Source organism: Actinomyces oricola (assembly GCF_004104015.1).
Classification (GTDB): domain Bacteria; phylum Actinomycetota; class Actinomycetes; order Actinomycetales; family Actinomycetaceae; genus Actinomyces; species Actinomyces oricola.
The window spans coordinates 1-17,059 of record NZ_RYFV01000001.1; the positions used below are offsets into that span (position 1 = coordinate 1).

Genomic DNA, 17,059 nt, shown 5'->3' on the forward strand with positions numbered 1-17,059 from the left:
TCTCTTACGTCACCCACCTGGGGAGCCCGCCAGGCGGCGGGAACCACTCCATTCCGCACCCCCGGTTACCCACCGTCCTTTTCGGCCTCCTCCGACGAAATCCCGCAAACCCCTGTGAATAACCTTCGTTGCCTCTGGAATCCTCGGCGTGCTTGCCGGGATTATTGTCGTGGTGCGCCCTGGAATGGGGGTGGCGACGGTGGCCTGGATCCTGGGGATATGGCTCGTCGTCCGCGGCATCGCCGAGCTCCTGGCCGCCTGGGCGCCTGAGAGGATTCTGGACAGAATTCTTGTGGGTGCCGGCGGTGCGCTGTGGATCCTCGCCGGATTCTTCGTCATGGCCAACCCCGCCGAGGCCGCTTTGACGCTGACGTGGCTTTTCGGGGTCCTGGCCATCACCTGGGGAGTCATGCTCATCGTTGCCGGCTTTCGGCTGCGCTCGCTCATTAAGCGGACACTGGGGGCCTCCTGACCCCGGCAGCGGCGGGCCCTCCTAATTCAACCGCATGATTGTCGAAGTGCAGGGCGCCGATGACCGCCTGGCTGATTACACTCGTTTAACCGATGTGGCTTTGCGGCGCCGCCTGGAAACTGAGCGCGGCCTGTACATGGCCGAGTCCACCAAGGTCATTGCCAGGGCCGTGGCCGCGGGGCACGAGCCCCGCTCCTTCCTCATGGCTCCTCGCCATTACGCGGAGATGGCCCCGATTATCGCCTCGGCCGTGGGTTGTCAGGGGCGTGGCGACGGCGGAGCGGTGCCCGTGTTCCTGGCGCCCGAGCCGGTGCTGGAGGCGATCACTGGTTTCCATCTTCACCGCGGGGCTCTGGCGGCCATGCACCGCCCGGCGTTGGCCGGCGTCCCCGACCTGCTCGCCGCCGCCCGCCGGGGCAGGGGGGCGCGACGCGTGGCGATTCTGGAGGACCTGGTCGACCACACCAATGTGGGGGCCGTATTCCGCTCCGCGGCGGCCCTGGGCGTGGACGCCGTCCTGATCACGCCCCACTGCGCCGACCCTCTTTATCGGCGCAGCGTACGGGTGTCCATGGGCACGGTCTTCCAGGTTCCCTGGACGCGGATAGATCCGTGGCCCGCCACCGAGGAGCTGCATCGGGTCGGCTTCACCGTGGCCGCCCTGGCTCTGAGCCGGGACGCGGTGAGCCTGGACCAGTTCGCGGCGTCGCCGGCCTGCACCGGCGCCGAGTCCCGGGTGGCGTTGGTGCTGGGAACCGAGGGGGACGGCCTGAGCGCACGCACGGTGGCGAGGGCCGATGCGGTGGTGCGCATCCCCATGGCCGGGGGAGTGGACTCCCTCAATGTGGCCGCGGCCGCCGCTGTCGCCTTCTGGGCGGTGCGCACCGGGTGACGGTGCGGCGAGGGCCGGTACCCCAACGAGTGGGGTACCGGCCCTCGGTGAAGCCGGTTCAGGCTCAGGCGGTGACGCGCAGCAGCGGGTCGCCGCTCATGACGTCGCCACCGGTGGCGATGGCCTCAACGGAGGCGAACTTGGCGGTGTTGGTGACGAGCACCGGGGTGACCAGCGAGTAGCCGGCCTCCTCGACGACGGCGCGGTCAACACGCACCAGCACGTCACCGGCCTTGACTCGCTGCCCCTGGGTGACTTTGACATCAAAGCCCTTGCCCTCCAGGTTGACGGTGTCAATGCCGACGTGGACCAGGATCTCAACACCGGAGTCCAGGTTAATGCCGAAGGCGTGACCGGAGGCGGGCGCCACCGCAAGAGTGCCGTCCGCGGGAGCGGTCACGACGATCTCGCCGGTGGGGGTTACGCCGGCGCCGTCGCCAACCGCACCGGAGGAGAACACCGGGTCGGGTACCTCGCTCAGGGGCACGACGTTCCCGGCCAGCGGTGAGGTGATCTCGGTGACGGTGCCCGGAACCAGGGCGGGCTTGTCCTCAGCCGGTGCCTCCGCAGCGGCTGAGGCGGACTCTCCGCCTCCAGCGGGGGTGTCCGCGGCCGGGCCGGCCTCGACGACGCCCGCGGCGGCGAGCGCCTCGGCCCGCTCCTCCTTCGTGCGGTAGCCGAAGGTGACAATGAGGAAGAACGCCGTGCCGAAGGCCGCGGCGACGGCGATGGCGTAGAGGGCCATCGGGCTGAAGACCGGGATGGTCAGCAGCGAGGTGAAGGCGAAGGTGCCGGTCTTGACGCCGCCGCCAATGCCCTCGATGATGCCGCCGACGGCGCAGCCGACGAGCATGAACGGGTAGATGCGCTTGAAGCGCAGGTGGATACCGTAGAGGGAGGGCTCGGAGATACCGCCGAGCAGACCGGCGAAGAGCGCACCGGTGGCGGTCTGGCGCATCTCATTGTCCTTGTCGCGGAAGGACCAGACGAGGACGGCGGCCGTGGCGCCGAAGCAGGCAAAGTTCCAGGCGCCCATGGGGCCCTGGATGAAGTCGGTGTGACCAGTGGAATCCGAGGCGATGTTGGCCAGCATGAGGGCGTTGAGCGGCCAGTGCAGTCCCAGCGGCACCAGGAAGGGGTAGACCATGGGGATGATAATGGCGAAGACGATGGGGGCGTGACTATTGAGCCAGAAGAGGGCGGTGCCCAGGCCGGTACCGATCCACACGCCGAGGGGGCCGATGAGGAAGGCGGTCACGGGCATCATGACGCAGAAGGACAGGAAGGGCACGAACACCATCTGGACGTTGTCCGGGACGATCTTCGTCAGGCCCCTGTAGACCAGGGCCAGCACGGCCACCATCATGAGCGGGACGAAGACCTGGCCGCCGTAGGAGTTGAGCTGCATGGGCAGACCGGCGATGTGGGCGGTGCACAGGTCGGAGTTAATGGTCTCGTTGTGGACGCACGTGGTGCTCGGGTGGTTGCTCAGGTCCAGGAACTCCGGAGTGAGGAGGGCCGTCATAATGGCGGTCCCGACCCACGGGTCGATCTTCAGCTTCTTGGAGGCGTTGTAGGCCACCATAATGGGCAGGAAGTAGAAGACGCTGCGGAACATGGCGTCCACGAAGAGCAGCGCGGCCGGCTTGTCCGCGTTCGCCGCGCGAGTGTCGATGAGGCCGAAGGCCTCGCAGATCGCCTCGCCGGCGATAATGAGCGAGGCGCCCAGCAGGACCGGCAGCAGCGGGCGGAAGGAGTCGGAGAGGTACTCGAAGAAGGCGTCCACCAGGGCGTTCTTGCCGCGGGTCTTCGCGCGGGCCTCGGCCTTCACCTCGGCGTCCGTCTTCGCCCCTCCCCCGGAGCCGGAGCCGCCGCCGGCCTTCATGGCCGGCAGGTTGGTGATCTGCTCGTAGACGCTGGCGACCGCTCCGCCAATGACGATCTGGTAGCGGTCCCCGGCCTGGGGGACCGCGCCCATGACGCCGGGGATCGCCTCGACCGTGGCCTTATCGACGATAGAGGCGTCGTTGAGCTCGAAGCGCAGGCGGGTGGCGCAGTGCGTGAGGTGGATGATGTTTCCGGCCCCGCCGACGGCTTCAAGGATCGCCTCGGGGGTGGATGTGGTTGTAGCCATGACTGGCCTTTCCATTCGACCCTTCTCCCCGAAGGGCTGGCATAGACCTGCGGGGAGTCGGGCTGTTGGTAGTGAACTGAACACTGGATCACACTGGATCATTGCTCAAACGCTGAGCAATGGTCGAAGGGTAGCGCGATGGGACTGGGACCTTCGATCGTGCCGGGAAGTGATCCCGTCGATAGTACCGGTTCAGACTCATGTCGGGAACCACATGCCGGTTCCTGCGCTCCTGCCTTCGCCGCATTCACAACTGTGGGGCGCCAATGACACCTCGTGCCCGAGTCTGGTTGCTGTGGCGAGGCCCACTCGTCCCCGCCGTCGGAGTACTCGACGGCGACGAGCACACTCAAGGAGTCCCTGACATGAGCACCCCAGCACCCACCATGACCCCTGAGCCCGGGCGCCGACCACCGCGCCCGGCGCCCGCTGCGGGACCGGCCGCCCCGTCGAGGCCACTGCCCGCACGGCCCGAGGCGGGTCGGCCCGAGTACGCGCCCGGCCCCAATGCCGCGACATGGCGGGACACCACCGCCTACAACCCCTTCGACTCAGGGGGCATCTACGGGCCGCGCGGGTGGACCACCCTGATCCCCCTGTGGGAGCTGCTGCGCTGCTTCCCCGCCCACCGGGAGCGCGGCGAGGAGAACACTGGGGGCACCGAGAACGCTGGGGGCACTGAGGGCGCTGGGGGCACTGTGATGGCGGGATTCGACCTCGACCCTTGTGGGGGGCCCGCGCAGGACTACGTCTCCTTTGCGGGCCTGGACGCCGAGGCGGCCCTGGACCTGCTGGAGTGGTTGCCCGCCAACGCGCTGGAGGACCGGCAGAACCTCGGTCCGAGCCTGCGCCGACTGCTGCGGGCCTGCGCCACCGGCGGCGACCGTGTCCTCCTCAGCGGGTACGGCATTGGCCCCCAACGTTTTGATGAGCGATTGAGCGTGGAGGCCCTGTGGGTGCGTGACCCCGACCTGCTGGATTACCGAGTCTCCCTTGAGCACGATCAGGACTGCCAGTGCCGCCTCCTGTGGAGGACGGTCCAGGCCCGCTACCGGCTCGACGCCGAGTCCCCTCCCGACGAAATCCGGCTCCTGAGCCCTGCCTGGTGCCAGGGCGAGGTCGGATGGTGGCTGTGGTGGGACTAAAAGGGCGCGGGCGGGTGTGACCGACAGCTCACCACCGGGTCACTGCCGGGAACTCGGACGCTGAAAGCCCCGTAGCATGGCCGCCGTGATCAACGTCCAGGACCTCACCATGCGTATTGGTGCCCGCAGGCTCGTCAGCGGCGCCTCCTTCCGCGTCGACAGGGGCATGCGCATAGGGCTGGTGGGGCGCAATGGCGCCGGCAAGACAACCATGACCAAGCTCCTGGCCGCCGCCTCCGTGACGCAGGGCGCCGGCCAGGCCGCCGCCGACGCGGACTCCCGTCACGGACTGGACGCCGTTGAGCATGAGGGCAGCATTTCGTGCAACGGTTCGGTGGGGTACCTGCCGCAGGACACCAAGGTCGGTGACTTGACCGAGATCGCCCGCGACCGCATCCTGTCCGCACGCGGCATCGACACCCTCCTGACTCGAATCCGCAAGGCCGAGGAGCGCATTGCCGTCACCGAAGGCGACGCCCAGGCCAAGGCCCTGGAGCGCTACACCCGCCTGGACCACGAGTTCACCATGGCCGGAGGCTACGCGGCCGCCTCGGAGGCCGCCCGCGTGGCCGCGGCCCTGGGCCTGCCCGACCGGATCCTGGACCAGGAGATCGGCACCCTCTCCGGGGGCCAGCGCCGCCGCGTGGAGCTCGCCCGCGTCCTTTTCCAGCAGCCCGACACCCTGCTCCTGGACGAGCCCACCAACCACCTGGACCACGACTCCGTGCTCTGGCTGCGCGACCACCTGCGCTCCTACCGTGGAGGCTTCGTCGTCATTAGCCACGACGTCGAGCTCCTGCGCGACACCGTCAACTACGTCATGCACCTGGATGCGACCCGTGGCGTCCTGGACGTCTACCACCTGGGATGGGACGCCTATCTGCGCCAGCGTGCTGACGATGAGCAGCGGCGTCGGCGCGAGCGGGCCAATGCGGAGAAGAAGGCGGCGGCCCTGCGGGCCCAGGGGGAGAAGATGCGCGCCAAGGCCACCAAGGCCGTGGCCGCCCAGCAGATGCTGCGCCGTGCCGAGCGCCTTCTGGAAGGGCTGGAGGAGGAGCGCATCCAGGAAAGGGTCGCCCACCTGCGTTTCCCCGACCCCGCCCCCTGCGGCCGCATCCCCCTGCGCGCCCAGGGGCTGTCCAAGGCCTACGGCTCTCTAGAGGTTTTCGCCGGGGTCGATCTGGCCATTGACCGCGGCTCGCGCGTCGTCGTCCTGGGCCTCAATGGCGCCGGCAAGACCACATTGCTGCGCCTGCTGGGAGGAGTCGAGCAGCCCGACTCGGGTCGGGTCATGAACGGCCACGGCCTCAAGGTCGGCTACTACGCCCAGGAGCACGAGACCATTGACACCACCCGCACCGTGGTGGCGAACCTGCGCGGCGCCGCCCCCGAGATGGACGACACCCAGGTGCGCAATGTGCTCGGCTCCTTCCTCTTCTCCGGGGCCGACGCCGACAAGCCCGCCCGCGTCCTGTCCGGAGGGGAGAAAACACGCCTGGCCCTGGCCATCCTCGTGGTCTCCGGCGCCAACGTCCTGCTCCTGGATGAGCCCACCAACAACCTCGACCCGGCCAGTCGTCAGGAGATCCTGCGGGCCCTGAGCACTTTCAGCGGCGCCGTTGTCCTGGTCACTCACGACCAGGGGGCCGTCCAGGCCCTCGGACCCGACCGCGTGCTGCTCCTGCCCGACGGCGACGAGGACCTGTGGAGTGAGGACTACATGGACCTGGTCGCCCTCGCCTGAGCCGCCGCAGCCTGGCGAACAGCACCTTGCGGGGCCGCATACCGGAGGACGTAGGGTGTGGGGGAACAAGCCGGCTCGTCGGGGCGTTCGCCTCGACGTCCACCCACCACCACGGCGGGAGGCCCGCACCGGGCCGCCCGCTACGAGGAGAGAAACATGGCCGAGCCCATTGTCACCGAGACCACCACGGAGGTTCCCGAGCACGAGGTCCTTCTGACGCAGGCTGCCGCCGCCAAGGTCGCCAGCCTTCTGCTCCAGGAGGGGCGGGACGACCTGCGCCTGCGCATTGCGGTCCAGCCGGGGGGCTGTTCCGGCCTGGTCTACCAGCTCTACTTCGACGAAAGGCTCCTGGACGGCGACGCCGTGCGCGCCTTCCCCACCGGCACCGACGGCCTGACCAGTGTCGACGTCGTCGTGGACCGCATGAGTGTGCCCTATCTTTCCGGCGCCACCATCGACTTCGCCGACACCATTGAGAAGCAGGGCTTCACTATTGACAACCCCAATGCGGCCGGGACCTGTGCTTGCGGAGAGTCCTTCCACTGACCGGACCCGGTCAGGGCCACCCACCTCATCCAAGGAGAAACCTGTGCGACGCACACCCCCTGTCCTTTCAGTGCTTGTGCTGAGCGCGGCCCTGGTCCTGTCGGGCTGCTCCGACTCGAGTTCTGGCTCCAGCCCCGACGCCCCGGCGACCGTGATGCCCCAGTCAGGCGTCGAGGTGGACTGTGCGGCCCTGACCATTGATGCCGACTCCGAGAGTCTGCCCACCGTCACGGGGGACGCCGGAGCCCTGCCCACCGTGGAGTGGAGCGGCAAGGATACTCCCGCCAACCTGACGGTCAAGACCCTTGAGGAGGGCGAGGGCGCCGCCGTCGGTCAAGGCGACGTGGTCGTGGCCCACTACGCCGGATGGGAGTGGGGTTCCTCACAGCCCTTTGACTCCTCCTATTCCCGGGGCGAGTCCATCCCCTTCGGCCTGGGAAGCGTCATTGCCGGCTGGACCTGCGGCCTCGTGGGGCACAAGGTCGGTGAGCGGGTGCTCATGTCCATTCCCCCCGAGCTGGGCTACGGGCAGAACACCGGCTCTCCCGGACCGCAGGGCACACTCGTCTTCGTCGTGGAGATTATTGACGACGTCTCCTCCCAGGACCTGGATTCGGTGATCAAGGGCGCCTCATGGAGCGGCGCCGAGCAGACGCTGACGGACCGTGGAGTGGTGCTGACCGGCGAGCTCGGCCAGGAACCCACCATTACGGTGACATCCGGTGCCCCCGAACCGACCCAGGTCGAGATCATTGAGGTCGCCCGTGGCACGGGAGAACCGATCGCCGCCGATTCCCAGGTCGTTGCGAACCTGGCCGTCACCACCTGGGACAACTCCGCAACGCATTCGACCTGGCAGTCCAACTTCCTGGAGGTCATTCCCATGGCCTCCTCCCCGGCGCTGTCGGACCTGGTTGGCGTGCCCGTCGGTTCACGGGTGGTGATCCTCCTGCCCGGGAACCCAGCCGCCGGCACCAAGTCAGAGGCCTACGTCCTGGATGTGGGCGCGTCGCTGTGAGGCCCCGGTGGCACTGAAGCGGTGAGGCGCCGACCAGAGCCCAGGAGCCCCCGGAGCCGCACGGCTCCGGGGGCTCGGCATTCGAGCCGCGCGCCGGGGCGCTCACGCCCACGCACTGCCCACGTATTCGCCCGCGTGTTTCAGCGCAGGATCAGGCCCTGGGTGTGCGCGACGGCGTCGGCCAGGCGCCGGGCCACGTCCTCCCAGTTGGCGATGTTCCAGATGGCCTTGACGTAGTCGGCCTTCACATTGAGGTAGTCCAGGTAGAAGGCGTGCTCCCACATGTCGACCATGAACAGCGGAATGGTGCCCACCGGGACATTGGCCTGCTGATCGAAGAGCTGGAAGACCACGAGCCCCCCGGAGATCGAGTCGTAGGCCAGCACCGCCCAGCCCGAGCCCTGGATGCCCAGGGCGGTGGCCGTGAAGTGGGCCTGGAAGGCGGCGAAGGAGCCGAAGGAGTCCTTAATGGCCTCAGCCAGCTCGCCCTCGGGCTCACCGCCGCCACCGGGGGCGAGGTTGGTCCAGAAAACCGAGTGATTGGTGTGGCCGCCCAGGTTGAAGGCGAGGTTCTTCTCCCACAGGTTGATCGCGGCCAGATCCCCGCCGGCGCGGGCCGCCGCCAGGGCCTCCAGGGCGCCGTTGGCCCCGGTCACGTAGGCGGCGTGGTGACGGTCGTGGTGGAGCTCCATAATGCGCCCTGAGATGTGGGGCTCCAGGGCGGCGTAGTCATAGGGGAGCTCGGGGAGGGTGTAGACGGCCATGGCGTCCTGCCTTTCGTCGAGGGATATGACTCCAGCCCAAGGCGTAGGACAGAAGTCCCAACGACGTCATCGTAGGCTCCCCTCCCACGAGCCGCCCAGAAGCGGGCGTGCGATTACACTGACCGCAGAACACCTCGCCACGCCCCATGGAGGACCGTATGACTGACCAGGCAGCTCCCGCGCGACTTGAGCTCCTCGTCTTCTCCGACGACTCCAGTGTGCGCCGCCAGGTCATTGAAGGCGTGGGCCGCCGCCCCGCCAAAGGCCTTCCCCTGGTGAACTGGAAGGAGGCCGCCACTGCCGAGGGCGTGCGCCTGGCCATGAAGGATCGCCGAGAGGAGGGCCTGGCCCCCTTCGACCTGCTGGTCCTGGATGCCGAGGCCAAGAAGTTCGGCGGTATGGGCTTGGCCCACGAGCTCTACACCGAGCTGGACGAGCGGCCCCCGGTGCTGCTGCTCACCGCCCGCCCCCAGGACAACTGGCTCTCGGCGTGGGCCAAGGCGGAGGCGGTCGTGCCCCGGCCCCTGGACCCGCTCAGCCTCCAGGAGGGTGTGGCCGCCGCCCTGCGCGCCCGCCCCGGCACCGTCGCGCCCGCCGGCTAGGAGCGCGAGGACAGAGGAGACTAGGCACGGCTCCTTACTGCTCCTTGACTCCGCTCCTCGGGACTTGCTCCTCAGGGCCGGGCGTCTATGACCTTCTGGTGGCGGGCGGCCGCACCCACCGGCCAGGACAGCACCGAGGCGTCCCCCTCGACTTCCACCAGGCGCGCTCCAGCGTCGAGCACCCAGTTCGCCAACAGAAGCGTCTCTTCCACGCTCGCGGCCTGCCCCACGCGGTCGGGGCGCTCAACCACCTCCGCGCTGGCGCGCAGCGCCGCCACGGCCGGGCGCGGGTCCGCGCCCGGCGGCGTTAGGGCACTGCCGGCCAGGCGCCCCCAGCGCACCGCCACCAGCTCCCAGCCCCCGGCCTCACGGCGCCGGGCGGCAATGAGGTGGGGGCAGGCCAGTAGGGGGCGCGCCTTCTCCGCCCGCCTGACCCCCAGCAGCAGGGAGCGCAGGCGGCGCGTCCACACGCCGGCCTCCTCGAAGCGCTCCTGGGCGGCCAGGGTCTCGATTCGCTCCAGCAGCGGGGAGGCGACCAGGTCGATTTGCCCCGACAGGGCCAGACGAGCCAGCTGCGGGTCAGCAGGTTCGGGCCCACCAGCGGCCGCCCGCAGGCCGTGGCCGTCCCAGGTGCGCAGTCTCAGCACCGACTCCACGGCCCGCGCCGCCTCCTGGGCGGCCGAGCGCGAGGGGAAGGGGCCGATCGCTTCTGGGATCCGCTTGGTCTCCAGCACCGTGGTCAGGGCCAGGCGCGCCTGGGGGGAGGTGAGCAGTCGCAGCCAGGGCTGGCGGCGCGGGCTGCGTGAGCGGCGGTTGACCGGCGGATCCAGCTCGGCAATGAGTCGCAGCTCGCGCACGCGCGCCTCCAACTCGGTGGGGGTGGGGATAGCCCGCACGTGGACGGCCACATCGAGCATCTGGGCCACCTTGGTGCGGGTTTCGGCGGCGGTGAAGTAGGAGCGCACCCGGCGCCTGAGGTCCACGGCGGAGCCCACATAGAGCACCTGGCCCGTGGGGGAGAGGAACTGGTAGACCCCCGGGCTGCGCGGCAACCCCTCGGCCAGGCGGCTCTTGGCGCGCCTCTTGGCGGGTACCGGGTCGCAGGCGGTGGCGAGGTCCTCTAAATGCGTCACCCCTAGGGGGGCCGCAGCCTCCAGGAGGGCGTGAAGAAGGTCGACGGTGGCGCGGGCGTCGTCCAGGGCGCGGTGGGTGGGGCGTCTGGGCGAACCAATGAAGGAGACGAGTGTGTCCAGGCGGTGGTTGGGGACGTCGCTGCGCGACCAGGTCTTGCGCGCCAACGCCAGGGTGTCCAGAACCCGGGGCTCAACCCACCCCAGGTCCAGGGCCCTGGCGGCCCCGCGCAGATGGCCGACGTCGAAGCGCGCATTGTGGGCGACCAGGACCGTGTCCTGACGGCTCAGGTGCGCCCATTGGAGGAAGGAGGTCAGGGCCTCGCCCACGGGCGGGGCGTCGACCACCATGGCATTGGTAATGCCGGTGAGCACCGTGATCTGCGCGGGTATGGCGATGCCGGGGTTGACCAGGGTGGTGAACTCGGCGTCGACCACCCCGCCGCGCACGCGCACCGCCCCGATTTCCGTCATGGCTTGAGCCCCGGGGGGCCCGCCGGTGGTCTCCAGATCGACGACGACGAACTCCACCTGGCCCAAGGGCGTGCCCATGTCCTCGAAGGTCGCCTGCACTCCCGGTGGAGGGCAGGGGCCCCTGGTCTCGGAGGGCGGCTGAAGCGCAGGAGGAACCACGGGTGCGAGGCTAGACTTCTAGGAGCAGCCCTTCCAGCACACCCTCGGGGAGGGCGACCGCCCCAGCGCCCCTCCAGCAGGGGCATTCCCCGCGTCGAGTGCGGGTGCCGGGTCGGTACTATGAGCCGTCGCCGAGTCAGCAGGAGGCCCCCGTGGGATACCGAGGCATTAAGACCGCCGTCGGCCCGGCCCTGGAGATCCTCTACCAGCCCTGGATCCGCGGGGAGGAGAACATTCCCGCAGAGGGGGCGGCGATCCTGGCCTCCAACCACCTGGCGGTGATCGACTCCTTCTTCCTGCCACTGCTGGTGGACCGGGAGGTCGCCTTCATCGGTAAGTCCGACTACTTCACCGGCAAGGGCGTCAAGGGCTGGGCGGTGAAGAACTTCATGAAGACCGTCGGCACCATCCCCGTGGACCGCTCCGGCGGCAAGGCCTCCCAGGCCGCCCTTCAGGCCGGTATTGACCGTCTGCGGGCCGGGGAACTCTTCGGCATCTACCCCGAGGGCACGCGCAGCCCCGACGGGCGCCTCTACCGGGGCAAGACCGGGGTGGCCCGCATCGCCCTGGCCACCAGTGCCCCAGTCATCCCCGTGGCCATGATCGACTCCAACCTGGCCCAGCCCATTGGCCAGGTCATCCCCTCCACTCGCCACCGCGTGGGCATTGTGGTCGGTGAGCCCCTGGACTTCTCCCGCTACAAGGGCTTGGAGAACGACCGCTTCGTGCTGCGCTCCATCACCGACGAGATCATGTACGCCCTCATGTCCCTGTCCGGCCAGGAGTACGTGGACCTATATGCGGCGGACGTCAAGAAGGCCATGAGCGCGGAGAAGAAGAGCGCCGACGAGGTCGTCACCGAGATGCTGGCGGCCCAGGCGCTGCGCCGGCCCGCCGCCGCCCCCGTGGCGGCACCCGGCGGCCGGCCCGTCCCCGACGTGACCGTCCCCGAGCCGCCCGAGATTGACGAGCCGGTCGGTGAGGCTGACGGGGAGCTGGCCGGGGGCGACGGCGAGCCGCTGGCGGGTTCCGGCGGGGCTTCCTCGGCGGAGTCCTGAGCCCGTCGGGGGGCGGGCATAGGTCATCAAACCCCGCTGACCAGCCTTGATCGGTCAGTGCCGGTGCGCGACCATGACCGCATGGACCTGCCCAGCCTCCTGTACGCGGCCACGATCGTTTACACCGCGGTGCTCGCCGGATTCATGATCTCCTACGTCGTGACCATGGGCGCCTTCTTCACCCATACCCTGAGCCACGGCAAGCGCGCCGAACTGCAGCATCTCCTCCTGCCCTTCAACGACGATGAGCGGGCCTCGACCAAGTACGCCGCGTGGGTTCTGGGGCAGGTGGTGGTCGCGGCGGCATCCCTCATCGCCGGGCTGCTCTCCGACGCCGCCGACCGGCCCTTGGGCGCGCAGATCTTCGCCGTCGCCGCCATGCCCCTGTGGTACGCGATTCACGTCGGCTCGGGCTTCGCCCGCACCGAGCACCTGGCCGAAGGCGGCCCATCGGAGGTGCCCGATGAGGTCATCCGGCGCTTCATCCGCCTCAACCTCCCCATACACGGCGTTTACGCGGCCGTTTACCTCGTGGCGGCCGGCTGGCTGCTCGCAGGCGTACTGTGAGGGGAAGCGCAGTCGACCGTGCGCACGTGCACTCCCCGGCCTCGACCAGCAGGACATATCGACTTGAGCGCTCATGCGCGCGGCGAAGCGCGCCCCCGCCCCCGGCCGTCTGAAAACGATCCCCCAGTCCCTGCCCGCGGCGAGCGATGGCACGTAGACTGACGCCCAATGCGGCGCGCGCCGCACAATTCCGGCTGGGGCCCACGCCCCGCGAGTCCACAACCTGAAAGGTTCCCGATGTCGATCCGTCGCGTCGCCCTTCTCACCGCGGGCGGTTTCGCCCCTTGCCTGTCCGCCGCCGTCGGCGACCTCATCGAGCGCTACACCGAGGTCGCTCCCGACGTCGAGATCATCGCCTACCAGTACGGCTACCACGGCCTGCTGACCGGAAACTATATTGTCATTGACGCCGAGGCCCGCAAGAACGCCGGCGTTCTGCGCTCCTACGGCGGCTCGCCGATCGGCAACTCCCGCGTCAAGCTCACCAACGCCAAGAACCTGGTGGAGCGCGGACTCGTCGCCGAGGGCGTCAACCCCCTGGAATTCGCCGCCGAGCAGTTGCGCAAAGACGGCGTGGACGTCCTGCACACCATTGGCGGGGATGACACCAACACCACCGCCGCCGACCTGGCCGCCTACCTCCACGAGAACAACTACGAGCTCACCGTTGTGGGCCTGCCCAAGACCATTGACAACGACGTCGTCCCCATCCGCCAGTCCCTGGGCGCCTGGACCGCCGCGGAGGAGGGCGCCCGCTTCGCCTTCAACGTCATTGGTGAGCACCGCTCCAACCCGCGCATGCTCATCGTCCACGAGTGCATGGGCCGCAACTGCGGCTACCTCACCGCCGAGACCGCCCGCCGCTACCACGAACTGCTCAAGACTAAGCAGTGGGCGCCCTCGCTGGGCCTGACCAGGGAGCGCTGGGACGTCCACGCCGTCTTCGTCCCGGAGGCCAAGCTGGACATCGCCGCCGAGGCCGAGCGCCTTAAGGCCATTATGGACGAGCAGGGCAACGTCAACATCTTCCTGTCCGAGGGCGCCGGCGTCCCCGAGATCATTGCGGAGATGGAGGCGGCCGGCCAGGAGGTTCAGCGCGACCCCTTCGGCCACGTCAAGCTCGACACCATCAACCCCGGCCAGTGGTTCGCCAAGCAGTTCGCCGAGCTCATTGGCGCCGAGAAGGTCATGGTGCAGAAGTCCGGCTACTACTCGCGCGCCGCGGCCGCCAATGCCGAGGACCTCGACCTCATTAAGCAGATGTGCGACCTGGCCGTCGAGTGCGCTCAGCGCGGCGAGTCCGGTGTCATCGGCCAGGACGAGGAGAACAACGACGAGCTGACCGCCATCGCCTTCCCGCGCATTGCCGGCGCCAAGCCCTTCGACATCACCCAGCCCTGGTTCGCCGCTCTCATGACCGAGATCGGCCAGAGCGTCGAGCCGGCGGACACCCCCGCCGAGCACTGAGACCGAGCCGGTAAACCGGCACGGCCCATCACCTGCTGGGGCCGATGGCGCAGCGAAAGCCACGCCATCGGCCCCAAGGCATGCTTTAACGGGCCGCGAATACCGGCGCGCTGGAGTGAATGGCGATTCTCGAGCGGCCCCAAAAGGACAGGAAGTAACCCTTGTGTAAGGTCGATTCGCGCCCGATCGGAATGCTTGGATGGGCTCGTGAGCCACAGCCCCGCCGAGAGTGCCCCTGAACCGTCTGCCGAATCGCCCAATAGTCCGTCGTCTGCCGCGCCGGACAACGGTAGTGCCTCTGACCCTGAGGTGTCGTCATCAAATCGTCCGGTACTGACGGCGGACCAGGTGCCGTCACCGTCCACTCCGGACACTGCCGCGAATACCACTGCGGCCAGCCCTGAACCATCTGCCGGCAGTCCTGAACCGGCTGCGGCCAGCCCTGAAGCGTCTGCCGGCAGTCCTGAACCGGCTGCGGTCGGTTCTGAAGCGTCTGCCGGCAGTCCTGAACCGGCTGCGGCCAGTCCGGAACCGTCTGCCGGCAGTCCAGATAATGGCCCCGGGCCGGCTGCGGGCAGTGGCGATGAAGGTGACGTTGAGGATGCCACTGTGGTTGATCCTCTACGCGCCACCGCAAGTGGCGGCGTTGCTGATGAGGCGGCGCAGGTTCCTGCTGACGGGGTAGCGGCACCGGCTCCTCCTGGTTCGGTGTCGGCTGCTGATCAAGTGCCGGTGTCTCCCGGGTCGGGTGCCGTGCCGGCCGGTTCGGTGACTGGTTCTCCCTATATTGCGGTGTCGCCCTCCACCCCCGCGCCCGCTCCTTCCACCCCCACGCCCGCCCCGGCACCATTGCCGTCCGCTGGTGCGGCTTCTGGGGGTGTGCCGCGTCGTCGGCGCCCCAGGGCGCTGGCTGTTGTGATGACTTTTGTGCTTGTCATTGCCGCCGGTGTGGGTGTTGGTTGGTGGGCGGGTAATCGTGGTGGTCTGGGTGATTTTCGGCGGCCGCCGACCGTGGTTTCTATTGTTGACTTTTCCATGGTGGCGGGCAGTGAGCAGGTTCAGGCTACTAGTGCTCCGGTGCTGCGTTCGGGTGATACCTCGATTATGCGTATGCGCGCCGGCGACCAGGAGTTGCTCAGCGCGGTCGATGTAGCGGGTTCGAGTAGTTATCCTTTATGGACGATTCCTTTGCCGTCGGGCACTGATCCTTGCTGGGTGGATGGTGACATTGTGCACTGCGGTGACGGTGTTGCTGTTGATGCCGGTAGTGGTCATCCGCGAGGGGATGCGGCTTCGGCGGGGGCGGGCGCCGCTCCCGAGCCGGGTTTTACGAGTGCGCTGTTGACGGAAACTGCTAGCGCGCAGGTTCCTTATGCTCTTAGCGGCAGTGGTTCGGTGGTGGATGCGGCCGGTAATGCGGTGGAGGGCCTGGCATTGGGGTCTTCGGTGTGGGGCGTTCCGGCTCGGGTCTCGCGGAGCGTGGCGGGGATTGAGGTGCCTGGGAAGCGCGATATTTGGGTCCTGTGCGATGGGGCTGTGGTGGCTGCCGTTGAGGGTACCGGGGTCCTGTGGTCGGTTGATTTGGTTGAGGGCAGTGCGGAGATTAATGGGTTCGTTGATGGGGGCAGTCCGCGTTGGCTGGTGGGTGATGCCCTGGTCATGGGGACTCCTTCGGGTGTGGTGGCCTGGGATCTTGATGATGGCCGGGAGTCGTGGCGGATTGATGTTCCTTTGAATTCGTGGACCTCTGATGATCAGTATCTTTATTTGTGGTCGAATGATTCGTTGAGTGTGGCTGATCTTGCTCAACCGGTGGATGATTCGGTTACTGAGGTCACTGCTGTTGCTCAGCACCGGGAGGTGGCCCCGGGCGAGGACGAGCTCATGAACGCCACCTTGGAGGTCCCCGAGCGCTGCGGCCTGGAAGTACCGCCCAGGGAGGCTTCCAGGCAGGGGCGGGCGACAATCGCCTTTGTAGACGGGACGGCCACCGGCGCTCCTCCGCTCTACGCCTCGACGCTCATTAAGGACGTCAGCTCCACGGTCTTTAACGGCCGACCCGCGGCCGTCGTCATTATCAACTGCGCTTACGGGACTCCCTACAGCGATGATGCGGTGATGGTTTATAACCCTGATCTGGAGCTTGTCGCCGTCCTCGAACCGCTGTGGCAAAAGGCCTCGCTTGGCGGGCGGATCGATGATTTTAATATTACTTCTTTGACCGCTTTCGGGGAGTCCTTCCACCTGACCTGGGACGGTATTGGCCTGTACGGGGATGAGCCCAGCCACTTCGGCTACAAGTCCGGTAGTGCGGATGGGGACTTCGTCTGGGATGGCCAGGACTTCGTGGTCACTGATGTCTTGTTCCACACCCCTCAGGGGGATGTGCGCATGCCGGAGGTTTCCGCCGTGCAGGACTTCGCCACGGCGATCAGTATTGGGGATGACGCGACTGCTTCACAGAGCGCCACACCGGAGGCCATGGCCTCACTGTCCGATAAGATACATACCGTGGCGGCTGTTCGAGAGACGGTGCGCGAGTTCGTGTTCGCCCCGGGCGTGACTGTTGAGGAATGCGCGTTCGTGCCGCCCACCTGGTCAGAATCGAATACCGTCTACTTCCCTTCGGGAAAGAAAATCATTTTAAACCCTCCCTCCGAGACGCAGGGCGGTGATGTTATTTGCGCCACCACGGGCAGTTCCCACGACATCCCCGGATCAGACGGATACCAGGCGTGGATCCTCTTGCACCCTCACGAGGACGGCACCTTTGAGGCTTATAAGTTCAACTCCTACGCCGTGTTCTGTTGAAGGCCACCGGGCCCGCCCCCGGGCACGCCGGCGGTGAGTCGGGTCCGTCATATGGCGGGCCTGGGGTCGTGGCGGG

General features: G+C 67.9%; 14 protein-coding genes. 11 read left to right on the forward strand and 3 right to left on the reverse strand.

What is annotated here, in order from left to right; translation table 11 throughout:
- The first annotated feature begins 139 nt into the window (after positions 1-139).
- The gene (locus EUC46_RS00005) at positions 140-472 is read left to right on the forward strand and encodes an HdeD family acid-resistance protein (RefSeq protein ID WP_277750460.1); all 333 of its coding nucleotides are present in this window, start codon (positions 140-142) and stop codon (positions 470-472) included.
- Positions 473-506: 34 nt separating this feature from the next.
- A complete protein-coding gene (locus EUC46_RS00010) occupies positions 507-1,364 on the forward strand; it encodes a TrmH family RNA methyltransferase (RefSeq protein WP_128772162.1) in 858 nt (285 codons plus the stop codon).
- Positions 1,365-1,428: 64 nt separating this feature from the next.
- On the opposite strand, the gene EUC46_RS00015 is transcribed toward EUC46_RS00010, so the two are convergent.
- Positions 1,429-3,498, reverse strand: a complete 2,070-nt coding sequence (locus EUC46_RS00015) for a glucose PTS transporter subunit IIA (protein ID WP_128772163.1) — start codon at positions 3,496-3,498, stop codon at positions 1,429-1,431.
- A gap of 365 nt (positions 3,499-3,863) precedes the next feature.
- Here EUC46_RS00015 and EUC46_RS00020 point away from each other — a divergent pair, with 365 nt between their 5' ends.
- From EUC46_RS00020 to EUC46_RS00035, 4 genes are all read left to right on the forward strand, one after another.
- The gene (locus EUC46_RS00020; protein WP_241655291.1) at positions 3,864-4,643 is read left to right on the forward strand and encodes a hypothetical protein; all 780 of its coding nucleotides are present in this window, start codon (positions 3,864-3,866) and stop codon (positions 4,641-4,643) included.
- Positions 4,644-4,728: 85 nt separating this feature from the next.
- Complete coding sequence (locus EUC46_RS00025) at positions 4,729-6,387, forward strand: ABC-F family ATP-binding cassette domain-containing protein (RefSeq protein WP_206645839.1); 1,659 nt, start codon at positions 4,729-4,731, stop codon at positions 6,385-6,387.
- Positions 6,388-6,543: 156 nt separating this feature from the next.
- Positions 6,544-6,933, forward strand: coding sequence for a HesB/IscA family protein (locus EUC46_RS00030; protein ID WP_128772165.1), 390 nt, complete (start codon positions 6,544-6,546; stop codon positions 6,931-6,933).
- Positions 6,934-6,976: 43 nt separating this feature from the next.
- Positions 6,977-7,951, forward strand: coding sequence for an FKBP-type peptidyl-prolyl cis-trans isomerase (locus tag EUC46_RS00035; RefSeq protein ID WP_241655292.1), 975 nt, complete (start codon positions 6,977-6,979; stop codon positions 7,949-7,951).
- Positions 7,952-8,091: 140 nt separating this feature from the next.
- On the opposite strand, the gene EUC46_RS00040 is transcribed toward EUC46_RS00035, so the two are convergent.
- The gene (locus EUC46_RS00040) at positions 8,092-8,715 is read right to left on the reverse strand and encodes a superoxide dismutase (protein ID WP_128772167.1); all 624 of its coding nucleotides are present in this window, start codon (positions 8,713-8,715) and stop codon (positions 8,092-8,094) included.
- Positions 8,716-8,873: 158 nt separating this feature from the next.
- On the opposite strand from EUC46_RS00040, the gene EUC46_RS00045 reads away from it, so the two are divergent.
- Positions 8,874-9,317 carry a hypothetical protein gene (locus tag EUC46_RS00045; RefSeq protein WP_128772168.1) on the forward strand — a complete coding sequence of 148 codons (444 nt, stop codon included), beginning with the start codon at positions 8,874-8,876 and terminating at the stop codon, positions 9,315-9,317.
- Positions 9,318-9,388: 71 nt separating this feature from the next.
- Here EUC46_RS00045 and EUC46_RS00050 read toward each other — a convergent pair whose 3' ends face one another.
- A complete protein-coding gene (locus tag EUC46_RS00050) occupies positions 9,389-10,999 on the reverse strand; it encodes a DEDD exonuclease domain-containing protein (protein WP_241655322.1) in 1,611 nt (536 codons plus the stop codon).
- A gap of 233 nt (positions 11,000-11,232) precedes the next feature.
- Between EUC46_RS00050 and EUC46_RS00055 the strand changes: the two genes are divergently transcribed.
- The 4 genes from EUC46_RS00055 (at position 11,233) to EUC46_RS00070 (ending at position 16,983) form a co-directional block, all read left to right on the forward strand.
- Positions 11,233-12,138 carry a lysophospholipid acyltransferase family protein gene (locus EUC46_RS00055; protein ID WP_241655293.1) on the forward strand — a complete coding sequence of 302 codons (906 nt, stop codon included), beginning with the start codon at positions 11,233-11,235 and terminating at the stop codon, positions 12,136-12,138.
- Between the two features lie 81 nt (positions 12,139-12,219).
- Complete coding sequence (locus tag EUC46_RS00060) at positions 12,220-12,705, forward strand: hypothetical protein (protein ID WP_128772169.1); 486 nt, start codon at positions 12,220-12,222, stop codon at positions 12,703-12,705.
- A gap of 237 nt (positions 12,706-12,942) precedes the next feature.
- The gene (locus EUC46_RS00065; RefSeq protein ID WP_128772170.1) at positions 12,943-14,172 is read left to right on the forward strand and encodes a pyrophosphate--fructose-6-phosphate 1-phosphotransferase; all 1,230 of its coding nucleotides are present in this window, start codon (positions 12,943-12,945) and stop codon (positions 14,170-14,172) included.
- 918 nt (positions 14,173-15,090) lie between these two features.
- Positions 15,091-16,983, forward strand: coding sequence for a hypothetical protein (locus EUC46_RS00070; RefSeq protein WP_128772171.1), 1,893 nt, complete (start codon positions 15,091-15,093; stop codon positions 16,981-16,983).
- The last annotated feature ends 76 nt before the right edge of the window (positions 16,984-17,059 follow it).